21 protein-coding genes are annotated in these 20,443 nt (G+C 34.3%); 5 read left to right on the top strand and 16 right to left on the bottom strand.

The annotated features are described in order from the left end of the window. Positions 1–436 precede the first annotated feature (436 nt). On the bottom strand, positions 437–1,633 hold the full coding sequence (locus tag P8I29_08040; protein ID MDG1917737.1) for a glycosyltransferase N-terminal domain-containing protein: 1,197 nt from the start codon (positions 1,631–1,633) through the stop codon (positions 437–439). Between the two features lie 3 nt (positions 1,634–1,636). Beyond that, positions 1,637–2,374, bottom strand: coding sequence for a hypothetical protein (locus P8I29_08035; GenBank protein ID MDG1917736.1), 738 nt, complete (start codon positions 2,372–2,374; stop codon positions 1,637–1,639). A 97-nt stretch (positions 2,375–2,471) separates the two neighbouring features. On the opposite strand from P8I29_08035, the gene rfbB reads away from it, so the two are divergent. Both rfbB and P8I29_08025 read left to right on the top strand, forming a co-directional pair. After that, positions 2,472–3,518: a dTDP-glucose 4,6-dehydratase gene (gene rfbB, locus P8I29_08030; protein MDG1917735.1), complete on the top strand. Its 1,047-nt coding sequence runs from the start codon at positions 2,472–2,474 to the stop codon at positions 3,516–3,518. Beyond that, the gene (locus tag P8I29_08025; protein MDG1917734.1) at positions 3,518–4,255 is read left to right on the top strand and encodes a histidinol phosphatase; all 738 of its coding nucleotides are present in this window, start codon (positions 3,518–3,520) and stop codon (positions 4,253–4,255) included. The genes rfbB and P8I29_08025 overlap by 1 nt, the downstream gene beginning before the upstream one ends. Here P8I29_08025 and fabD read toward each other — a convergent pair. Genes fabD through P8I29_08010 form a run of 3 tightly spaced genes read right to left on the bottom strand, consistent with a single transcriptional unit; the run spans position 4,250 to position 6,151 of the window. After that, on the bottom strand, positions 4,250–5,134 hold the full coding sequence (gene fabD, locus P8I29_08020; protein MDG1917733.1) for an ACP S-malonyltransferase: 885 nt from the start codon (positions 5,132–5,134) through the stop codon (positions 4,250–4,252). The two genes, P8I29_08025 and fabD, sit on opposite strands and share 6 nt — an antisense overlap. Before the next feature lie 9 nt (positions 5,135–5,143). Further along, positions 5,144–5,734, bottom strand: coding sequence for a GTP cyclohydrolase I FolE (gene folE / locus P8I29_08015; GenBank protein ID MDG1917732.1), 591 nt, complete (start codon positions 5,732–5,734; stop codon positions 5,144–5,146). A gap of 3 nt (positions 5,735–5,737) precedes the next feature. Further along, on the bottom strand, positions 5,738–6,151 hold the full coding sequence (locus tag P8I29_08010) for a 6-carboxytetrahydropterin synthase (GenBank protein MDG1917731.1): 414 nt from the start codon (positions 6,149–6,151) through the stop codon (positions 5,738–5,740). Positions 6,152–6,215: 64 nt separating this feature from the next. On the opposite strand from P8I29_08010, the gene mqnB reads away from it, so the two are divergent. Continuing rightward, a complete protein-coding gene (gene mqnB, locus P8I29_08005) occupies positions 6,216–6,791 on the top strand; it encodes a futalosine hydrolase (GenBank protein ID MDG1917730.1) in 576 nt (191 codons plus the stop codon). Further along, the gene (locus P8I29_08000; protein ID MDG1917729.1) at positions 6,788–7,600 is read left to right on the top strand and encodes a 1,4-dihydroxy-6-naphthoate synthase; all 813 of its coding nucleotides are present in this window, start codon (positions 6,788–6,790) and stop codon (positions 7,598–7,600) included. The genes mqnB and P8I29_08000 overlap by 4 nt, the downstream gene beginning before the upstream one ends. Here the strand turns inward: P8I29_08000 and P8I29_07995 are convergent. Both P8I29_07995 and P8I29_07990 read right to left on the bottom strand, forming a co-directional pair. Continuing rightward, the gene (locus P8I29_07995; protein ID MDG1917728.1) at positions 7,597–7,932 is read right to left on the bottom strand and encodes a MerR family transcriptional regulator; all 336 of its coding nucleotides are present in this window, start codon (positions 7,930–7,932) and stop codon (positions 7,597–7,599) included. The genes P8I29_08000 and P8I29_07995 overlap by 4 nt on opposite strands. Beyond that, the gene (locus P8I29_07990) at positions 7,932–8,903 is read right to left on the bottom strand and encodes a M23 family metallopeptidase (GenBank protein MDG1917727.1); all 972 of its coding nucleotides are present in this window, start codon (positions 8,901–8,903) and stop codon (positions 7,932–7,934) included. Before P8I29_07990 ends, P8I29_07995 begins: the two co-directional genes overlap by 1 nt. A 106-nt stretch (positions 8,904–9,009) precedes the next feature. On the opposite strand from P8I29_07990, the gene alaS reads away from it, so the two are divergent. Next, positions 9,010–11,604 carry an alanine--tRNA ligase gene (alaS, locus tag P8I29_07985; protein ID MDG1917726.1) on the top strand — a complete coding sequence of 865 codons (2,595 nt, stop codon included), beginning with the start codon at positions 9,010–9,012 and terminating at the stop codon, positions 11,602–11,604. Here the strand turns inward: alaS and P8I29_07980 are convergent. The 9 genes from P8I29_07980 to P8I29_07940 all read right to left on the bottom strand — a co-directional run bounded on the left by P8I29_07980 (position 11,601) and on the right by P8I29_07940 (position 20,432). Continuing rightward, entirely contained in the window at positions 11,601–12,518 is a 918-nt protein-coding gene (locus P8I29_07980) for a hypothetical protein (GenBank protein ID MDG1917725.1), read from the bottom strand. The two genes, alaS and P8I29_07980, sit on opposite strands and share 4 nt — an antisense overlap. Before the next feature lie 3 nt (positions 12,519–12,521). Next, complete coding sequence (locus P8I29_07975) at positions 12,522–13,802, bottom strand: ABC transporter permease (protein ID MDG1917724.1); 1,281 nt, start codon at positions 13,800–13,802, stop codon at positions 12,522–12,524. Further along, a complete protein-coding gene (locus P8I29_07970; GenBank protein ID MDG1917723.1) occupies positions 13,795–14,685 on the bottom strand; it encodes an ATP-binding cassette domain-containing protein in 891 nt (296 codons plus the stop codon). Before P8I29_07970 ends, P8I29_07975 begins: the two co-directional genes overlap by 8 nt. Continuing rightward, positions 14,682–16,211 (bottom strand): hypothetical protein, encoded by a 1,530-nt coding sequence (locus P8I29_07965; GenBank protein MDG1917722.1) that lies wholly within the window; start codon positions 16,209–16,211, stop codon positions 14,682–14,684. Before P8I29_07965 ends, P8I29_07970 begins: the two co-directional genes overlap by 4 nt. A gap of 33 nt (positions 16,212–16,244) precedes the next feature. Next, positions 16,245–17,372: a molecular chaperone DnaJ gene (dnaJ, locus tag P8I29_07960; GenBank protein MDG1917721.1), complete on the bottom strand. Its 1,128-nt coding sequence runs from the start codon at positions 17,370–17,372 to the stop codon at positions 16,245–16,247. Between the two features lie 3 nt (positions 17,373–17,375). Next, positions 17,376–17,870 carry a nucleotide exchange factor GrpE gene (locus P8I29_07955; GenBank protein MDG1917720.1) on the bottom strand — a complete coding sequence of 165 codons (495 nt, stop codon included), beginning with the start codon at positions 17,868–17,870 and terminating at the stop codon, positions 17,376–17,378. Positions 17,871–17,980: 110 nt separating this feature from the next. Then, complete coding sequence (locus P8I29_07950) at positions 17,981–18,493, bottom strand: TlpA disulfide reductase family protein (protein MDG1917719.1); 513 nt, start codon at positions 18,491–18,493, stop codon at positions 17,981–17,983. 4 nt (positions 18,494–18,497) lie between these two features. Continuing rightward, the gene (murA, locus tag P8I29_07945; GenBank protein MDG1917718.1) at positions 18,498–19,805 is read right to left on the bottom strand and encodes a UDP-N-acetylglucosamine 1-carboxyvinyltransferase; all 1,308 of its coding nucleotides are present in this window, start codon (positions 19,803–19,805) and stop codon (positions 18,498–18,500) included. Then, positions 19,806–20,432, bottom strand: a complete 627-nt coding sequence (locus P8I29_07940; GenBank protein MDG1917717.1) for a DUF4290 domain-containing protein — start codon at positions 20,430–20,432, stop codon at positions 19,806–19,808. Positions 20,433–20,443 lie beyond the last annotated feature (11 nt).

The following is a 20,443-nucleotide window of genomic DNA, read 5'->3' as shown; positions in this document are numbered from 1 at the left end:
GGTTTTTTATTACTTTCTTTTAAAGAATCCGAGTGTTTTGCTTGTAAAGAAGAGCTTTAAACTATTGCGGTGGTTAGGTGACCACTACAATAGCCAAAAATCTCGCTTTATGTATTAGCAGTAGTTAATGAAGATAATTCGCAACGCTTTACTAATGCTAGGCTTTAAAAATTAAAATGTAATCCGATGCTAGGCATTTAAAAAAACATATAAAAAGCACCTATTTCTAGGTGCTTTTTGTCTAAGGGATAATCTGCTATAAACCGATTTTCTACGAAATCAATCCATTAAGATTAGGAAGTAAGCTCTGTTTTTTTCTATGTCAAAGAAAGGGTACTTTTTCCAATGTAGCATCATGGTTTTTGACGACCAATGAAATTACTTGGATGAATAGGGATATTTACCGATAAATGAATTTAAAAGGTGTGAAAAATGACTAAATAGAAGCTTTTAGTCGCTTTATAATTAGCTCATTAGCTCCATTTCTTTTCTCACAAAACGCTAAAACCTCTTTTTTATCCGTTTTGTTGTTAATGAAGTACTCTATAGATTTTTCAAGTTCCTGTTCTTTGCTTACACTTCTAGCAATGCCATTTTCTATAGCATCCTTTGCTTCTTTGTATTTATGGTATTTAGGACCAAATATTACAATAGATCCGAAAGCTAATGCCTCAAGTATATTGTGCAATCCATTTCCAAAAGCACCTCCAACATAAGATACTGAAGCGTATTGATATAGTTGAGAAAGTATTCCTATGTTATCAATAATTAAGATTGAATGATCTTTTATATTTTTTTCATTGGCTTGGCTATAAAGAAGACCTTCATTTTGTAATTCATTAGCGTAATCTATATTGTGAGGAGCAATAATGAATTTTACATCTTGCATTTTCTTGCTAATGTTAATTAGCATTTCACTATCTATCTTGTATGTACTTCCAGCCACTACAAGGGATTTAGAGCCTTTAAATGATGTTATTAAGGGTATTTCTTGAGGGTTTAAGCTGTTTTCAATAACTTTATCGTATCTGTTATCACCACTAACGCTAACTTGAGTGATGCCATTATTTTGTAATAAAGTTTTGGAGTTCTTGTCTTGAACAAAAAAATGTGTGACGCCACGGAGTATATTTAGTTGCCATTTGCCATAGGGTTTAAACAGGTAGTTTTCTGCTTTGAAGATGGCTGAAACTACGAATATAGGAACGGATTTTTTGTTTAGTATGTCAAAAAAGTTAGGCCATAGTTCAGATTTTATGAAAATGGCACATTTAGGATTTACTCGTTCTATAAATTTATTAGCATTTGAAAGTGTGTCAAGGGGAATATAACTTTTGAAGTCAACATTTTTATTTTTTCCAGCGTTTAAATAACCTGAAGGTGAAAAAAAAGTAAGTAGTATATTGTATTTTTTGCTAGTTGATTTTATGCTGTTTATTAAGGGTTTAGCCTGTTCATATTCGCCTAATGAAGCGCAATGAAACCAAATGATATCTTTGTTTAGTCCACTAGGAAGTCTTGCTATTAAATTTTTTCTTCCTTGTACCCATTGTTTGGCTTTTTTAGAAAAAGGACTTACAACTAAAATGAGTATTTTATACAGACGAATGAGTATTTGGTAAACAAGATTCATCTATTAAAAATAATAATACTCTTTGGTGGAACGCTTTTTGATAGGCACTATCCAGCCAAATTTTAAACCTAAGAAGGAGTCGTTTCTTAAATCATTAATAGGGCCTCCAACAATATGATTATAACTTCTTTGATTGTATGAAAAAGCTCTTGTTAATTCCATACCGGCATAAAAATGCAAACCGCTTTTATCACTAATGTTTAAATAGCCAATAAATGCAGATGTGCTGAGCCCATTAGTCAATTGGTCATACATCTTTTTACTTTCCTCATCGAGCTGAGGTACAGTAGAGTTTTTGACATCTATACGTGTTTTGTGTTGATGAAAGCCAACAGAAGCATAAGCAAGTAAGCCTGAACTTTGATGTAAAATAGGATATAGGTATCCTAGCTTTAAAGTAGTGTTAAAGCCTCTTTCGCTAAGTATAATTTCAGCAATTTGACCATTTTCATCAATGATATTATAATTGTCATCCATCAAATGATCTAGTATAGTAGTGTCTTTGACTTGGCTTCCAAATAAAAATGATCCGCTCAATGATAGGTATATATTTTTACTGTTAATGAGTGATACATCAAGTCCTAAACTAGAGTTGATGCCATAGTCGTTTTTCATATCTCCAAAAGGAAATTGAAGTTCATAGAAAGGAGAAATAAAAACTATTTTTTCTTTACTACCTTCACTTTGTGCGTTTAGCTGTACCGTAATTAACAGTAAAAGGAAAAGAGATGAAAACTTCATTTGATAAATTTTATGCTAAGTTAATTATTATCAACGCAATTACTAACGAAGATATGATAGATTTATTGATTACCTTTGTTAAGATAAATTTTGCGTGATGAAAACGATTTTAATTACAGGAGGAGCAGGTTTTATTGGTTCTCACGTAGTAAGGTTATTTGTAAATAAATATCCCGAAACACAGATTGTCAATTTAGACAAACTGACCTATGCAGGAAATCTAGAAAACCTCAAGGATATTGAAGGTAAACCTAACTATACGTTTGAAAAGGGAGATATCGTAGATTCAAATTATATCAATACATTATTTGCTCAATACCAATTCGATGGTGTCATTCACTTAGCTGCTGAATCTCATGTGGATCGTTCCATTACTAATCCATTGGAGTTTATACAAACCAACGTTATTGGAACGTTTAATTTACTTCACGCTGCTAAAAATTTATGGAATGACAATTTTGATGGTAAATTATTTTATCATATTTCTACAGATGAAGTATATGGGTCTTTAGGATCTGAAGGCTTTTTCTTAGAAACTACCGCTTACGATCCGCAGTCGCCATATTCGTCGTCAAAAGCAAGTTCTGACCATTTCGTAAGGGCTTATGGTAATACTTACGGACTTCCATTTATGATTTCTAATTGTTCAAATAATTACGGAGAAAATCAATTCCCAGAAAAGCTCATTCCTTTGTTTATCAATAACATAAGAAATAACAAATCTTTACCTGTTTATGGTGATGGTTTGTTTACTCGTGATTGGTTATATGTTGTTGATCATGCAAGAGCTATTGATAACATTTTCCATAATGGCAAAGTGGGTGATACCTACAATATTGGCGGTTTTAACGAATGGACAAATATTGATTTGATAAAACTACTATGCTCTATCATGGATAGTAAGTTGGGTAGAGAAAAAGGGAGTTCAGAGCAGCTAATTACCTATGTTAAAGATAGGCCTGGTCATGATAAGCGTTACGCTATTGATGCCAGCAAAATTAAAAAAGAGTTAGGTTGGGAGCCTTCTTTACAATTTGCAGAAGGTTTGGAAATAACAATTGATTGGTATCTTAACAATCAAGATTGGCTAGATAATGTTACTTCTGGAGAGTATCAAAATTATTATCAAAAGCAATATCAATAATGTTCTCATTTTTTAAGCGAAAAGAAAGGTCGCTCGAGCCTATAACCTTTGAGTCTTTGGGTTGTGATATGCACTCTCATATGATAGCGGGTATAGATGATGGATCTCCTGATTTAGAAACTTCTGTCGAACTTGTAAAGAAAATACATTCTTTAGGCTTTAAGAAAGTCATTACTACGCCTCATGTCATGCACGATTTTTATAGAAATACTCCTGATATTATTCTTGGAGGATTGAAAGATTTGCAAGGCGAGTTAAAAAAACAATCTGTTGATGTTGAGGTTTCTGCAGCAGCAGAATATTACATTGATTTTGACTTTGAGTCTAAAGTAGATGCTGGCGAGAAATTCCTTACAATGGGCGATAATCAAATTCTAATAGAAACGTCTTTCATTTCAGCTCCACCGAATTTTGGGGAAACTATTTTCAAATTACAATTAGCTGGATATAAAATTATTTTAGCTCATCCAGAGAGATATGGTTTTATGAGTTTCGAGGATTTAAAAACCTATAAAACACGTTCATTAAGCTTACAGATAAACTTACTTTCTTTATTAGGCTTTTATGGCAAACCGGTTAGGCTAATGGCAGAAAAACTAATCGACAATAACATGGTTGATTATGTGGGCACCGATTGCCATAATTTGCATCAGGCGAGTCTATATTCTAAGTGTTTCACTAACAAGTATTGGCACAAGTTGGTGGAAAGTGGCACCTTAAAAAATCACACTTTATAGTATTTGAGCACTTTCTGTTTCTAAAGCTCTATCCATTTTTTTGAATAAACCTTGCAATACTTTTCCAGGTCCAACTTCGGTAACAGATATTAAGCCATCATTTTGCATTTGTTTCATGGTTTGAGTCCATCTGACGGATGCGGTTAATTGCTTTATCAAATTACTTTTTATTTCGCTTGGGTTAGTTTCAGCTTGGGCTGTTACATTTTGATAAATAGGACAGTCACCCTTCTTGAAAGGGGTGTTTTCTATGGCTTCAGCTAGTTCAATTTGTGCGGGTTCCATTAGGGGTGAATGAAATGCTCCACCTACTGGCAGTTGTAAAGCTCTTCTAGCACCAGCCTCAGTTAATTTTTGACAGGCTTCGGCTATTGCCTCGTTGCTTCCAGAAATAACGAGCTGACCGGGGCAGTTGTAATTTGCAGGAACCACCACTCCATCAATTGTTTTGCAAAGCTCTTCTACAACACTATCCTCGAGCCCTAAAATAGCGGCCATAGTTGATGGGTTTTGTTCACATGCTTTTTGCATTGCTAAGGCACGTTTGTAAACGAGGTTTAATCCATCTTCAAAATTCATATAGTTGGCAGCAACAAGGGCTGAAAACTCGCCTAGAGAATGTCCTGCGACCATATCGGCATTGAACTTATCACCCAATACTTTTGCAAGTATAACCGAGTGCAGAAATATGGCGGGTTGAGTAACTTTTGTTTGGGTAAGTTCTTCCTTTTCACCTTCAAACATAATATCTGTAATTCTAAAGCCTAGAATATCATTGGCTTTTTCGAATAAGTTTTTAGCTAAGCCGGAATTATCGTATAGATCCTTGCCCATTCCTGGAAATTGTGCCCCTTGACCAGGGAAAACGTATGCTTTCATAATAGTTGTTTATCGTATTAAATTCATGAACTCTAATCTGGTTTTCTCACTTTCTAGAAAAGCACCAGAAAAAGCCGATGTAGTGGTTAAAGAGCTTTGTTTTTCTACTCCTCTCATCTGCATACACAAATGACGAGCTTCCATAACAACAGCAACCCCTTTTGGTTTTAATGTGTTTTGGATACAATCTCTTATCTCGTTTGTCAGCCTTTCCTGAACTTGTAGTCTTCTAGAAAATGCATCGACAACTCGAGGTAATTTGCTTAGGCCTACAATATGCCCGTTAGGAATATATGCAATGTGTGCTTTTCCAAAAAAGGGTAATAGATGGTGTTCACACAAGGAATAAAATTCAATTTCTTTAACAAGAACCATTTGGCTGTAATCTTCAGAAAACATAGCAGATTTTAATATACCTGTGGCTTCAACGTCATATCCTTGAGTAAGGAATTGCATTGCTTTGGCTACTCTTTCAGGTGTTTTTAACAAACCTTCTCTAGAAGGGTCTTCACCTATCAATTCCAATACTTTAGAGTAATGCCCCTTTAAAGAGTCTATATTTTCAGTGTTATAATGTTCTTCTTTTTTGTAAGCGGTCATATCTTATTTTCCAAAATATTCAACAAAATTATTTTCTGTCTCTTGTACTTTAATACTATGTAATGTGGCACCTAAATTAGTAATGTCTGTATCTAATTCTTCCCAGATAGCAATAGCTAAAACCTCAGTAGATGCCATTTTGCCTTTCATAAAATCCACATCTAGGTTTAGGTTTTTATGATCTAATTTATCAATGACTTTATCGTTAACAATTTTCGCTAAATCTTTAAGGTTAATTACAAAACCTGTATCTTGTTTAACTTCACCTTTTACTGTGACAAACAATTCAAAGTTATGCCCATGCCAATTTCTATTAGCACACTTTCCAAAAACTTCAATGTTCTTTTGCTCGTCCCAATTTTCATTCCATAGCATGTGGGCGGCATTAAATCGTTCTCTTCTAGTTAGGTAAATCATTATTTTTCATTTGAGAATGGCAAATATACGACCTTTTACACAAAGGAATTGGTATCTTTGTACTATGAATGTATTAATTGTTACGGCTACAAAAGAAGAGCTTACCATCGCTTGCGACAATCATCTTGTCGGAGGTATAGGTATGGTGTCTACTGCTATTGCTGTTAGCAAAGCACTACAATCTAAACCCTACGATTTAGTTATAAATGCAGGTATTGCCGGTTCTTTCAATAGATCGTTGAATATTGGCGATGTTGTGGAAGTCAGTGAAGATTTTTTATCTGAGTTAGGTGCTCAAGATGGAAATCGTTTTTTAACACCTGAAGAGATGAATCTTGAAATGCAATACAAGGTTCAAATGCCTAGCAGAACCCATTTAGAGGCAGTAAGGGGTATTACCGTTAATACAGTTCACGGTGATGATCTCTCCATAATGAAGATTGTTCATAGGCTTAACCCACAAATAGAAAGTATGGAAGGAGCTGCTTGTATGTTAGCTTGTCATGAAGCCAATGTTCCTTGTGTTCAAATTCGTTCTATCTCTAATTATGTAGAGAAAAGAAATAAGTCCAATTGGAATGTTGAAAAAGCAGTAGAGCGTTTGAATATAGAGTTACATCATTTTTTATCTTCCCTATGAAATTAAGTTTAGCTTATTCACCTTGTCCAAACGACACCTTTATTTTTGACGCTATGGTTCATCATAAAGTGGATACTGAAGGTTTGGATTTTGAAGTTCAATTACATGATGTAGAGGCACTCAATAAAATGGCTTTAAATCACGATATAGACGTAACAAAACTGTCGTTTAATGCGTTTTTGAATGTTTATAAGGAATATGCCTTATTAAGTTCTGGCTCAGCTTTAGGTGAGAAATGCGGGCCTCTACTGATTGTTAAACAAAATAAATTAGATTCATTTAATGCCCAATCACTTGTAGCTATCCCTGGCAAATACACTACCGCAAACAGTTTATTTTCATTAGCATATCCCAATAATACCAATACCAAAGAATTGCTGTTTTCTGAAATAGAAGAAGCTGTTTTGAATGGTGATGTTGATGCTGGAGTTATCATACACGAAAATCGTTTTACCTACCAAGACAAGGGTTTGGAAAAAATAATGGACTTAGGAGAGTATTGGGAAGAACAAACCCAATTGCCTATTCCTTTGGGTGGAATTGTAGCTTCTAAGCGACTAGAAGTTTCTGTTCACAAAAAAATTCAACGTGTGTTAAAACGTTCTGTTGAATTTGCTTTTCAGAACCCTGAGGAATCTCAAGACTATGTCAAACAACATGCCCAAGAAATGGATGTGGAGGTTATGAATAGTCATATTCAACTTTATGTTAATGCCTATTCTTTAGATTTAGGAGAAAAGGGGAGGCAATCTGTTCGTTATCTTTTTGAGAGAAAAGGAATACCTACTACAAATTTAGATATAATCTAAAGCCCTTCTTTTAGTTCTACTAAGAAACTTCTTATTTCTTTTAGCCTAGAAATAATTTCGAAATTATTGATAGTATCTTCTTTATTTTCTTTGAGTTTATTTTTTGCGCCTTCAAGAGTGAAGCCTCTTTCCTTGACTAGATGAAATATCAACTTCAGATTTTCAAAATCTGCTGTTGTAAACATTCTATTTCCTTTTTTGTTTTTCTTTGGCTGTAAAATGTCAAATTCTTTTTCCCAAAATCGAATTAAGGAAACATTTACATTTAGAGTTTTTGCCACTTCGCCAATGGAGTAATATAATTTTTCTATTGGTTTTTCTTTGTACGGCATTAGTCGAAGGATTGATTTTCTTGTGAAGAAAGTTCTAGCATTCTGTCAAACTCTTCAGGAGATAAGTCGTTGTGAAAATAATAAGCAGGATTAATTTTCTTTCCGTCTTTATGAACTTCATAATGAAGGTGTGGAGCAGTAGATTTACCAGTGCTACCAACATAACCAATTACATCACCTCTTTTGATTTTCTGCCCTCTCCTAACAGTATATTTGCTCATGTGAGCATATAGTGATTCGTAGCCATAGCCATGATTGATAACAACGTGGTTACCAAAACCTCTTCTACTTTTCTTTACTTTAGAAATAGTACCATCGCCAGTAGCATAGATAGGGGTTCCTTTAGGTGCTGAAAAATCAACACCATAGTGAAACTTAGGTTTTTTGTAGTAAGGATCTATTCTTCTGCCATAACCTGAAGCTATTCGTTTTAACTCTTTATTTTTGACGGGTTGAATTGCGGGGATGGAAGCCATCATATCTGATTTTTTGAGAGCCATTTCTATAACTTCATCAAACGATTTAGACTGAATGTATAGTTGTTTAGAAATCTGATCAATTTTTTTGGAAGTAGAAACTAACAAGTCTGAATTGTCGTAGCCTTCTAATTCTTTGTAGCGATTTACACCTCCAATACCTGCTTTACGAATAGAGTTCGGAATAGGGTCAGCTTCAAAGATTACACGGTAAATGTTATCGTCTCTGTCTTTAATATTTTCTAAAACAGCAGAAAGTTGAATAAGGTTTTTGTCCATTAACTCATACTCGAGTTTTAACTTGTCTAATTCTCTTTTCAACATTTTTTCTTTTGGACTGTCGAAAAAGTTGAATGCAGCAATTAGCATTAATAAACCAAAAAAGCTGCTGGCTGATAAAAAAACGAGGATATTTTTAATTCTTGTTTTCCACGTTTTTTCAATTCTCTTGAATGAAAGGGTTTTTTTATCGTAAAAATACTTTGCCTTTTTCATAAGGTATTTTGGCTAAATTTGTCACAAAAATAGTTAATTCGCAGAAATTAAACGGTTACTCGCTGGTTATTGTTAACAAGGGGGTGTGAATTTGAAATAGAAATAAATGAAATCGATAGCTATCCGTCAACAGTTTTTAGACTTTTTTGAAAGTAAAAACCATCATACAGTATCTTCAGCTCCTATGGTTGTGAAGGATGACCCAACCCTTATGTTTACCAACGCAGGGATGAATCAATTTAAAGATTATTTCTTAGGAAACACAATACCTAATTACCCTAGAGTATGCGGTACACAAAAATGTTTGAGGGTATCTGGAAAACATAACGACTTGGAAGAAGTTGGTTACGATACCTATCACCATACTATGTTTGAAATGCTTGGTAACTGGTCTTTTGGCGACTATTTTAAAAAAGAAGCTATCGAGTGGGCTTGGGAATTGCTAACCGATGTTTATCAGATTGATAAGGATAGATTATATGTTTCTGTTTTTGAAGGTAGTAGTGAAGATAAGCTCAAGAAAGACGAAGAAGCCTTTAATATATGGTCTAAATTGATTGATTCTGACCGTATTATTGATGGAGATAAAAAGGATAATTTTTGGGAAATGGGCGACGTTGGTCCATGTGGTCCTTGTTCAGAGATACATGTAGATATCCGTTCAGATGAAGACCGTAAAAATGTAGACGGTAAAACCTTAGTTAATGCTGATCATCCGCAAGTTATTGAAGTGTGGAACTTAGTGTTTATGCAGTACAATCGTAAAGCCGATGGTAGTCTTGAAAAATTACCTCAGACACATGTTGATACTGGTATGGGTTTTGAACGTTTATGTATGGTTTTACAAGGTGTTCAATCCAATTACGATACGGATGTTTTTCAACCATTGATACAACAAATTGCCTTGCTTTCTAATAAAGTATATGGTGATGATGAAAAAGACGATATAGCAATGCGAGTCATTGCAGATCATCTAAGAGCTGTTTCTTTTTCTATTGCCGACGGTCAATTGCCATCAAATACAGGCGCTGGTTATGTTATTAGAAGAATATTGAGAAGAGCAGTTCGTTATGCGTTTACTTTTTTAGATGCTAAGGAGCCTTTCATGTATCAGCTTGTTGATATATTAGTTCAAAATATGGGTGAGCAGTTCGAGGAATTAAATTCACAATTTGAGCTTATTAAAAAAGTTATTCAAGAGGAAGAGAACTCATTTTTAAAGACTCTGGATAAAGGTATTGCAAGGTTTGATAGTCTTATTATAGAAAATAATATAGTTTCTGGAAAAGATGCTTTTGAATTATACGACACCTATGGTTTCCCTATTGACCTAACTCAGTTGTTGGCTCAAGAAAAAGGGTATGCAGTAAGTATTGATGAATTTAATTTGTTTTTAGAGGAACAAAAAAACCGTTCTCGACAAGCTTCATCTTTAGAAACAGAAGATTGGGTAGTGATTTACGACGATGAGGTGGAAGAATTTGTCGGTTATGACCAAACGGATTCTAAAGTTAAAATTGTAAGATATAGAAAAGTTAAACAAAAGGGAGAGGAGTTTTACCAATTAGTATTCAATCTTACGCCTTTTTATGCTGAAGGAGGCGGACAGGTAGGCGATACAGGAACTTTATCGAACGAAAATGAAACAATTCAGATTCTAGACACTAAAAAAGAAAACAACCTAATTGTACATTTTAGCAATCAATTACCAGCTAATCTTTCAGCTAGTTTTTTAGCTAAAGTTGATTTAGAAAAAAGAAATAGTACTGCTAACAATCATACAGCAACTCACCTTTTACATGAATCGCTTAGAGAAGTACTTGGTGAACATGTTTCTCAAAAAGGCTCACTAGTTAACGCTGATTATTTACGTTTCGATTTTTCACACTTTTCTAAAGTTTCGTCGCAGGAGATCAAGCTTGTAGAGGATAAAGTGAATTATAAAATACGCCAGAATTTATTGCTTGAAGAACATCGAAATTTGCCCATTGAAAAAGCTCAAGAAATGGGTGCTATGGCTCTTTTTGGAGAAAAATATGGCGATGTAGTACGTGTAATTAAATTTGGAACTTCTGCAGAACATTGTGGTGGTATTCATGTTCCATCGACAGCAAATATTGGGCTTTTTAAAATTGTTTCGGAAAGTGCTGTAGCTTCAGGAGTTAGAAGAGTAGAGGCCATATCTGCAGATAAAGCCATTGCTTTTTATGAGGATAAACTTAGTGCTATCAATCAGTTGGGGTCTTTGCTAAAGACACAGGATGTATTGAAGTCAGTTGGTCAGTTAATAGAAGAAAACCAACAGCTTAATAAAAAGATATCTCAACTTAATTCTGCTAAGGCGGGCGATTTGAAAAATGATTTGTTAAAAGAAGCTGAAGAGGTAAATGGCGTTCGTTTCATTGCTAAATCAGTTGACTTAGATGCTAAAGCGATAAAGAATTTGGCTTTCGAACTTACCAAGTCCAATGACAACCTTCTGCTTGTATTAGCATCACAAGTTGACGGTAAAGTAACCCTCACCATTGCTCTTTCTGAAAAATTATCTCAGTCCAAAGATTTACACGCAGGTAATATGGTTAGAGAGTTGTCTAAAGAAATAAAAGGTGGAGGTGGTGGTCAAGCATTTTTTGCTACTGCTGGAGGTAAAGATGCTTCTGGCATTCCTGTTGTGCTAGAAAAAGCAAAGGATTATCTTTAAAAATAGACGTTCATAGCACCTTCTTTAAGTGCATATTTAGATTGTATAATCTTATTTATTTCGAATTCTCTTAGGATATAGTTGATGAAGATAGCTGAAATAACTATCATATCTGCACGCATTTTAATAATGCCTTTGGTGTTTAGCCTTTCAGATAATGTGCTCTTAATCAAATAGGATTGAGCCCAATCGTATTCATCCATGCTAATTTTACTTGACGGACTTTGCTTATTTTCTTTAAGATTATCAAAATGATGTCTTATCATTTCTACTAATGTATCAAAAGAGCCAGACGATCCTACAAGTGTATTGCAGGGGTGTTTTTTTAGGTTTTCGGTCAAATCGAGTAATTCTACTTTTAAATGTGATTCAATGGCTTTTATTTCTTCACTAGTAATAGGGTCTTTAGGTTTAAATATTTCTTTAAGTCTTGATACACCTAGTTTGTAGCTTTTTTTCCATTTTATACCTTCAGAGTTGGCAATGATAAACTCAGTGCTTCCGCCCCCAATATCCATTATGAGCTTGTTGTCTGAACTAAAATCAATTGCTTTTTTTACCCCTTGGTAAATTAATTCAGCTTCTTTATCTCCATCAATTATCTCAATTTTTAAAGCTAGCTTGTCGTAAACTTCTTGAACAAAATCAGGTCCATTTTTTGATGAACGAATTGCAGATGTAGCGAATGCACGAACATTATCCACTTCATATTCACGGATTGTCTTTAAGTGGGCTTTCAGTGCTTCAATACCTCTTTGGTAGGGTGCTTTTGCAATGATGCTTTTGTCAATCCCGCCTTCACCAAGTTTTACTGCAATTTTAGTTTTAAAAACAGTATTAAAAATTCCATCTACCTTATTACAAATGAGTAAATTGAATGTATTGGTGCCTAAATCGATAATGGCTACTTGCATAGTTTAATCTTTATATTTTATCCATTTCCATAATTCTTTGTAGCTAGCTTTTTTACCATACATAAGAATGCCTACTCTATAGATTTTTCCAGCTAACCATGTGGTGAATAAAAAACCGAGAATTAATAAACTTATAGAAAGTATAAGTTCATGAAGTGGTACTCCAAATGGAACTCTTGCTATCATTATTATGGGAGAAGTAAAAGGTATCATGGATAGCCAATATGCCAAGCCACCATGCGGGTTGTCAATAACTATTTGAACAAGAATAAAAGATAAAATTAATGGAATGGTAATGGGAACAATAAATTGCTGACTGTCGGTTTCCTGATCGGATGCAGCGCCAATTGCTGCAAATAATGAACCGTATAGTAAATACCCCCCTAAGAAATAAATAATAAATGTTGTGAGTAATGATTTTAACGGTAGAGCCATTAGTGAATCATTTATGTCTGATTGTAATGTGCCCTCATGGGCATTCAAAGAGGTGATATCTATTTCTGTTGAAAGAAAGCCATTGGCGATCAATATAAATACAAACCCTAAAATTATCCACATAGCAAATTGGCTTAAGCCCACTAACGCTACACTAATAATTTTTCCAAGCATTAGTTCAAAGGGTTTGACTGATGATATAACTATTTCAACTATCCGGTTTGTTTTTTCTTCTATGACACTTCGCATAACCATAGTTCCGTACATGAAAATAAAAATATAGATTAAAAATCCACCTATTAAGCCAATGCCAAAACTAGCCTCAGAATTTCCTTTAGTATTCTCTCCATTTTCGCCTACAATAAAGGTTCTCAGAGAAGTATTGCTTTCTGAATTTTTGATTTTGTTGAGGTCAATTCCTTTCCTTTTCAAGTAAATATTGGTCAGCTGTTTGTCGATATGACTTTCAATAATTTGCTTAATAGACAAGCTCATTTGATTTTCTGAGTAGATATCTATATTATTTTCAACTTGAGATAGAGAATCTACCTTTGGAATGTGTAGTAAAAAGTTGTAAACCTCAATTAAAGATGATTTGTTTTGCTCAAAGTCTAGTTGGTTCAAGTCAACGTATTCTATACTATTTGAAGAAACAAACTTTAAGTCGGCGAAATTGTTTTCGTCTATAACTGCAACAGTTGATTTGTCGTCACTATTCATCGCCAATAAAGTAGGTATGACAAATATCCCAATCATAAATAAAGGAGTAAGCAGAGTCATAATGATGAAACTCTTCTTTCTTACTTTGGATAAGTACTCTCTTTGTATTATTAAAAGTAGTTTATTCATTGCTTATAGATTGAATGAATACATCATTTATAGTTGGTAATTTTTCATTGAAACTGATGACATCAACTTGCTCTACTAATTGCTTGATAAGTGTATGTGTATATTCTTTGTCTTGAGCTTTGAAAACAGCATAGCCTTCGCTTGATGATAGCGTTTCAAAATATTGAATATTACCTTTCAATTGGCCTTTGTATTTAACTTCAAAAATATGTTCTTTGAAATTTTGTTTTATTTCTTCAACGGTGCCATTTAGAATGCATTCACCACTATTAACCAAAGCTATATCGTCACACAATTCTTCAACAGACTCCATTCTATGTGTTGATAGAATTATGGTGCTTCCATTCTCTTTTAAAGCAATAATTTCATTTTTAATTATTTCGCTATTTATAGGGTCAAAGCCTGTAAATGGTTCGTCAAGAATAATGAGTTTAGGTTGGTGTATTACGGTGCTTACAAATTGCACTTTCTGAGCCATTCCCTTGGAGAGTTCTTCAACTTTCTTGTTTAACCAACCCATCATATTTAATTTTTTGAACCAATGATGAATTGTTTGCTTGGCTTCATTTTTAGGTAGTCCTTTAAGCTGAGCTAAATAAAGGCATTGTTCACCTACTTTCATGCTTTTGTATAGTCCTCTTTCTTCAGGCAAATATCCAATATTTTGAATATGTTTTCTTTTGAATTTTTCACCACTAAACAGTATTTCTCCTTTGTCTGGTGCTGTTATTTGATTTATAATTCTTATAAGAGTTGTCTTGCCTGCACCATTGGGTCCGAGAAGCCCAAATATTCTACCTTCTTTGACTTCTATCGAAACAGAATTTAGAGCTTTCTTATTACCGTACTCTTTACTTACGTTTTGTATTTCTAATACATTCATTTTTCAAATAGACTGATGGAGTAGGGGAGTAATTCAACTTTATTATTTACTGTTTGGTTTTTGACTTTCGCTTTTGTTTCATTAGGTTTTGCATAGTATTGTGTCATCTTACTCTCTGCCATAACCGAATTTAAATCTGTAACTAAAGTCTTTTCAGATAAATTGACAATGAGAAGTTTTACTTTATCTTTTTCATAGCTAATGTATGCGTGTATTGGTGTAAATGTAATGCTTTTTTCTTCTCTTAAGTTATTGGGATTGTCTTTATTTTTTTTCTCATAGCTAAGAATCCAAGGTTTTGTTATTATTTTAATTTGATAAAAATGCTCAGCATTTTGCGTTAGTTTATTCCATAACGATGTTACAATTCCACTTGCCGTTGGTTTTAGGTAAGTGTCGTCTTTATTCATGAGTTGTAAGGCTGCAAATACTGGATATTTGTCTGCTCCTATACTATGAAAATGGAACATTTCTGCTTGGGTTTTTTTGAGTAATTGATCAATCTGACTAGACACTAAAAGACCATGTGCCCATTTGTTGTTGATGGTGTAGGGCTGTTGTTCTAGCATATTAAACTCTGTTACCCAAGTAGAAAAAGGTTGTGTTGTATTCCACCTCCAATTTTTAAGTTTAAAATCTAAATCCATTTTTGGAAAAGCAACTAATTGTTGGTATCCATTTAATGTGTTTAAATTGTACTGAGGGTGTTTAAAATGACTGTAATAGTGAAGTATAAAATGTAATTGTGATTTTTTTTCTTCTGAGAATTTATCTTGAAGTGCTAAAGATAGTTTCTTGTTCCACTCCCTTGTTCTTTTGTTTTTGTCGCCTCCAACTACGCCAATATGTACCTTAGGGAATTCTTGCCATATTGCTTCAGACCATTTTAAGCATGTGTCAATGTAATTATCAACAGTTGGATAGATGTGTTTAGTAAGTAAATTTTCAGCATATACCTCATTGCCAAGTTCAATATATTTTAATTCAATACCATTTTTTTTGACCTCTCTTAACATCTCAAGCTCTTTTTCTAAATGACTAGTGATAACGTTAAGAGTAATTACCCCTACAGATTGTGTGGTTTTTAACCCTTTAGAGAATTCATTTATGGTATTGTATTTATGTTCTTTTTTATTGTAGCGATAAAGTTGTCTCCAAAACGAATTTGATTTTCTGTTTTGTGTTGTAAGCTCTCTTAACTCTGACTCGTCAGAAATGGGTTTGCCTAAATAGGTGAATTTTTTTTCTTGAAGTTTCGGTACTAATTGTTTGTATGAAAGTGTCCAGCCTTTTTTCCAATCCCAATACAGGCTGTTAGAACCGCCTGGGTATCTTAGTGTTTTTGTATGCAAATCTCTGAGAGCTTGTGAAAAATCAGGCTCACTCCATTTAGGGGTGTTTGACATATCTGAGTTGTAGCCCATTAAAGGTACAGCCATTGATTGTCCTATAGACATAGATATTACTTCTTGAGCGTAAGACTGTGCGCCAAGCATAAAACATATTAAGATTAAAATCTTTTCCATTTTTAACTTTAACGCCATATGACTCAAATTGTTTTAGTTGAACATATCTTTCACCCTCTCAAAAAATGATTTGTCTGAGGCTGTAGGCTTAGGGATAAAATTCTCAGATTTTTTTAATCCATTAAATATTTTTTGTTCTTCTTTGGATAGTTTTTGTGGTGTCCACACATTTATATGGACTAACAGGTCGCCTTTACCATAACCATTTAGAGATGGCAATCCCTTGTTTTTTAACCTTAGTATTTTGCCACTTTGAGTGCCTTCTTCAATTTTGATTTTTGCTTTGCCTGAAATGGTAGGAATAACAACATCATTGCCAAGAACGGCATCTACAAGGCTAATATAACAATCGTAGTGAAGATTGTTATTTTCTCTTTTGAGGTCTTTATGTTCTTCTACCTCTATGAGTACTATTAAATCTCCAGCATATCCGTCAAATGGTGCTGCGTTTCCTTTACCGCTTACTTTTAGCTGCATGCCATCTTCTACACCAGCAGGGATGTTGATGCTTATGACTTCTTCTTTTTGTGTCATGCCATTGGCATCTGTGCCACTTGGCCTTTTGTCTATAGTTTTTCCTAGTCCACCACATGAAGGACAGGCTTGAGCAGTTTGCATTTGCCCTAGAATGGTATTTGTTACTCGAGTAACTTGTCCTGTTCCGTTGCAATTACTGCATGTGTTGTATGTTACTCCTTCAGCTTGAACTAATTTTTTAACTTTTATTTTTTTATCAACACCGTTAGCAACCTCTTCTAAATTAAGTTTAAGTTTTATTCTTAGATTAGAGCCTTTGTGTCTTCTTGTTCCACCTCTACTGCCACCGCCGAAGAAACTGTCAAATGGGCTTCCGCCTCCGCCACCGAAAATGTCGCCAAATTGAGAGAATATGTCGTCCATATTCATTCCGCCACCTCCACCAAAGCCGCCTCTATTGCCCATTCCTGCATGGCCAAATTGATCGTAACGTTGCTTTTTCTCGGCATTACTTAGGACGTCATAAGCCTCTGCTGCTTCTTTAAATTTTTCTTCAGCCTCTTTATTGTCAGGGTTTTTATCAGGATGATATTTAATAGCCATCTTACGATAGGCTTTTTTAATTTCACTTTCGCTAGCTGATTTGCTTACACCAAGTACTTCGTAATAATCTCTTTTGCTCATGTATTATTCGTTATTTGCTACAACAACTTTAGCGTAGCGAATTACTTTTTCATTTAAAAAATACCCTTTTTCTACCACATCAATAATTTTACCTTTCATATCGTCTGATGGTGCAGGTATATTAGTTATTGCTTCGTGATAGTCGGTGTTTAATTCTGTTCCTATAGGGTCGTCCATTGCTTTTAGGCCTTTTGTTTCAAGAGTGCTTTTTAATTTATTGTAAATCAAAACGACGCCTTCATCTTCTTGTTTCTGATTGGCTTTTATTGAGCGTTCAAAATCGTCTAAAACAGGTAGCAAAGCTGTAAGAACACTTTCGCCAGCAGTTTTATATAAATCCATTCGTTCTTTGGCAGTTCTCTTTTTGAAGTTTTCAAACTCTGCGAAAAGACGTAAGTGTTTATCATTGAGTTCAGCAAATTTTTCTTCTACTGTAATTTCTTGTTTTTCAACAATTACCTCTTCCTCTTTTTTAGTTTCTTTCTTTTTCTTTGCCATTTTTTAAATATAAATTAATCTTTGATACGTGTTAAAACAAAAAAAGTGCCAAACTATTGATTGGAGACAATTTGTCAGCAAATACACTTTACTTCAAGCGATAAGACAATTTATTTAGCTATTTTAGATTTTAAGAATGCGTTTAACTCTTCACCTTTTAAGTTCTTAGCGACTATAATGCCTTCACCGTCAATGACAAAGGTTTGAGGTATAGAGCGCACACCATAAATAGAAGCACCATCAGATTGCCACCCTTTAAGGTCGCTGACATGATATTCCCAAAATAATTTATCATCAGTCATAGCTTTTAACCAGCTACTAAATTTTCTGTCTAAAGAAACACTATATACTTCAAGCCCACTTCCGTTTTCAAATTTTTGTTTTTTGAATTTGTTATAGGTCTTTACTAAATTTAGATTTTCTCTTCTACAAGGGCCACACCAAGAAGCCCAAAAGTCAATAATAACGTATTTCCCCTTTAAGGAGGATAACTTTAATACTTCTTCTTTTGGACTGTTGTATGCCAATTCAGGTGCTTTGTCGCCTATTTTCAATGATTGAGCATTAAGGTCAATGTTTGAGATGAAAAAGGCTAAGGCTAAGAAAATTTTGATTGTTCTCATTGTATTAGTTTACACGTTTAATATTTGCTCCCAGCTTGTTCAATCTTTCATCAATGTTCTGATAGCCTCTATCAATTTGATTGATGTTGTCAATAGTGCTAGTTTCTTCAGCTGATAATGCAGCAATCAAAAGAGAAACACCTGCTCTAATATCTGGAGAGGTCATTCGGGTAGCTCTTAATGGAGATTTTCTGTCTAAACCTATAACAGAAGCTCTGTGCGGGTCGCAAAGAATAATTTGAGCACCCATATCAATAAGTTTGTCAGTAAAGAACAATCTACTTTCAAACATTTTTTGATGGATGAGTACGCTTCCTTTTGCTTGTGTTGCTACAACAAGTATTATGCTTAAAAGGTCTGGGGTGAAGCCTGGCCATGGGGCATCAGAAATGGTTAGTATTGAACCATCTATAAAGTTTTCAATTTCATAGCTTTCCTGAGAAGGCACAAAAATATCATCACCTCTTCTTTCAAGTTTGATGCCTAGCTTTCTAAATACATTTGGTATTACACCTAGCTCATCGTACTTTACATTTTTGATAGTTATCTCAGATTGTGTCATAGCTGCTAACCCAATAAATGAGCCAATTTCTATCATATCAGGAAGCACAGTGTGCTCACATCCGCCAAGGTATTCAACACCTTCAATGGTAAGTAAGTTAGAGCCTATTCCAGTGATTTTAGCTCCCATGCTATTAAGCATTTTGCACAATTGTTGAAGATAGGGCTCGCAGGCAGCATTATATATTGTTGTTGTTCCTTTTGCCATTACAGCGGTCATAACAATATTTGCAGTTCCTGTTACAGATGCCTCGTCTAATAGCATATAAGTGCCTTTCAGCCCTTTTGTTGTTACTCTGTAAAAACTTTCTTTTGAATCGTATGTAAATACAGCTCCTAACTTTTCAAAACCTATGAAGTGGGTGTCTAATCTTCTTCTTCCTATTTTGTCACCTCCTGGTTTTGGAATATACCCTTTGCCAAAGCGGGCGAGTAAAGGGCCTACAATCATAATAGATCCTCTAATTCTAGTGCCTTTTGTTTTAAACTCATCTGAGGTTAAATAGTCTAGATTTATTTCGTCGGATTGAAAGGTATAACTGCTAGAGCTTAATTTTTGGATTTTGACCCCTAAGTCAGATAATAAGTCAATTAAGATATTAATGTCAACTATATCAGGTAGGTTATTGATTGTGATTTTTTCTGGTGATAGAAGAACAGCGCATAGTATCTGTAAAGCTTCGTTTTTTGCGCCTTGAGGCTCAATTTCGCCGCTAAGTCTTCTTCCGCCTTCAATTATAAATGAACTCATTTAGTTTCTGTGTTGGTTTCTATTATTTCTATTATTTTTCTTCTTCTTTCTAGCGTGAGGGTTTTGTTGCTTTGGGTTTGGTGTAAACTTAGAAAGCTCAGTTCCCTCAGGAATAGAAAGTTTATTATTGGACAGTTTTAATAATTGATTGAAAATGATTTCATCTTCAACGGTGTCCAAATTCCAATTCACGTAGGATTTTTTCATTTGGTTAGCAATAGCAACGACAAGCTTTTTCTTTAGGTCATCGTCTTCCATTTTGATGGCCTCAGAAATCATTAGTTCGATTACTTTTCCGTAGTGATTGTATTTTATTTTGCTGTTAGGGTAGTTTAGTGGTTCGGGCTTTTCAAAAAGTTTCTCGATAACAGGTTTTTCGTAAGGAGACTCTACATCTAAGTCGAAATTAGAAATGACAAATAAGTGATCCCAAAGTTTGTGTTTGAAGTCTACAACATCTCTCAAGTGTGGGTTTAATTCCCCCATTATTTCGATAATGCCATTTGCCATCTTTTGTCTTTCAGCTTTGTCGGTTATTGTCATTGCATGTTCAACTAATTTTTGAATGTGTCTTCCGTATTCTGAAATGACTAATTTGTTTCTAGATGAGTTGTATTCTAAATCCATATATATGATGT

It is taken from the genome of Flavobacteriales bacterium (assembly GCA_029248105.1).
GTDB lineage: Bacteria > Bacteroidota > Bacteroidia > Flavobacteriales > UBA7312 > UBA8444.
The sequence above is the reverse complement of the archived record's forward strand: the minus strand, read 5'-3'. Positions and strand labels throughout refer to the sequence as shown.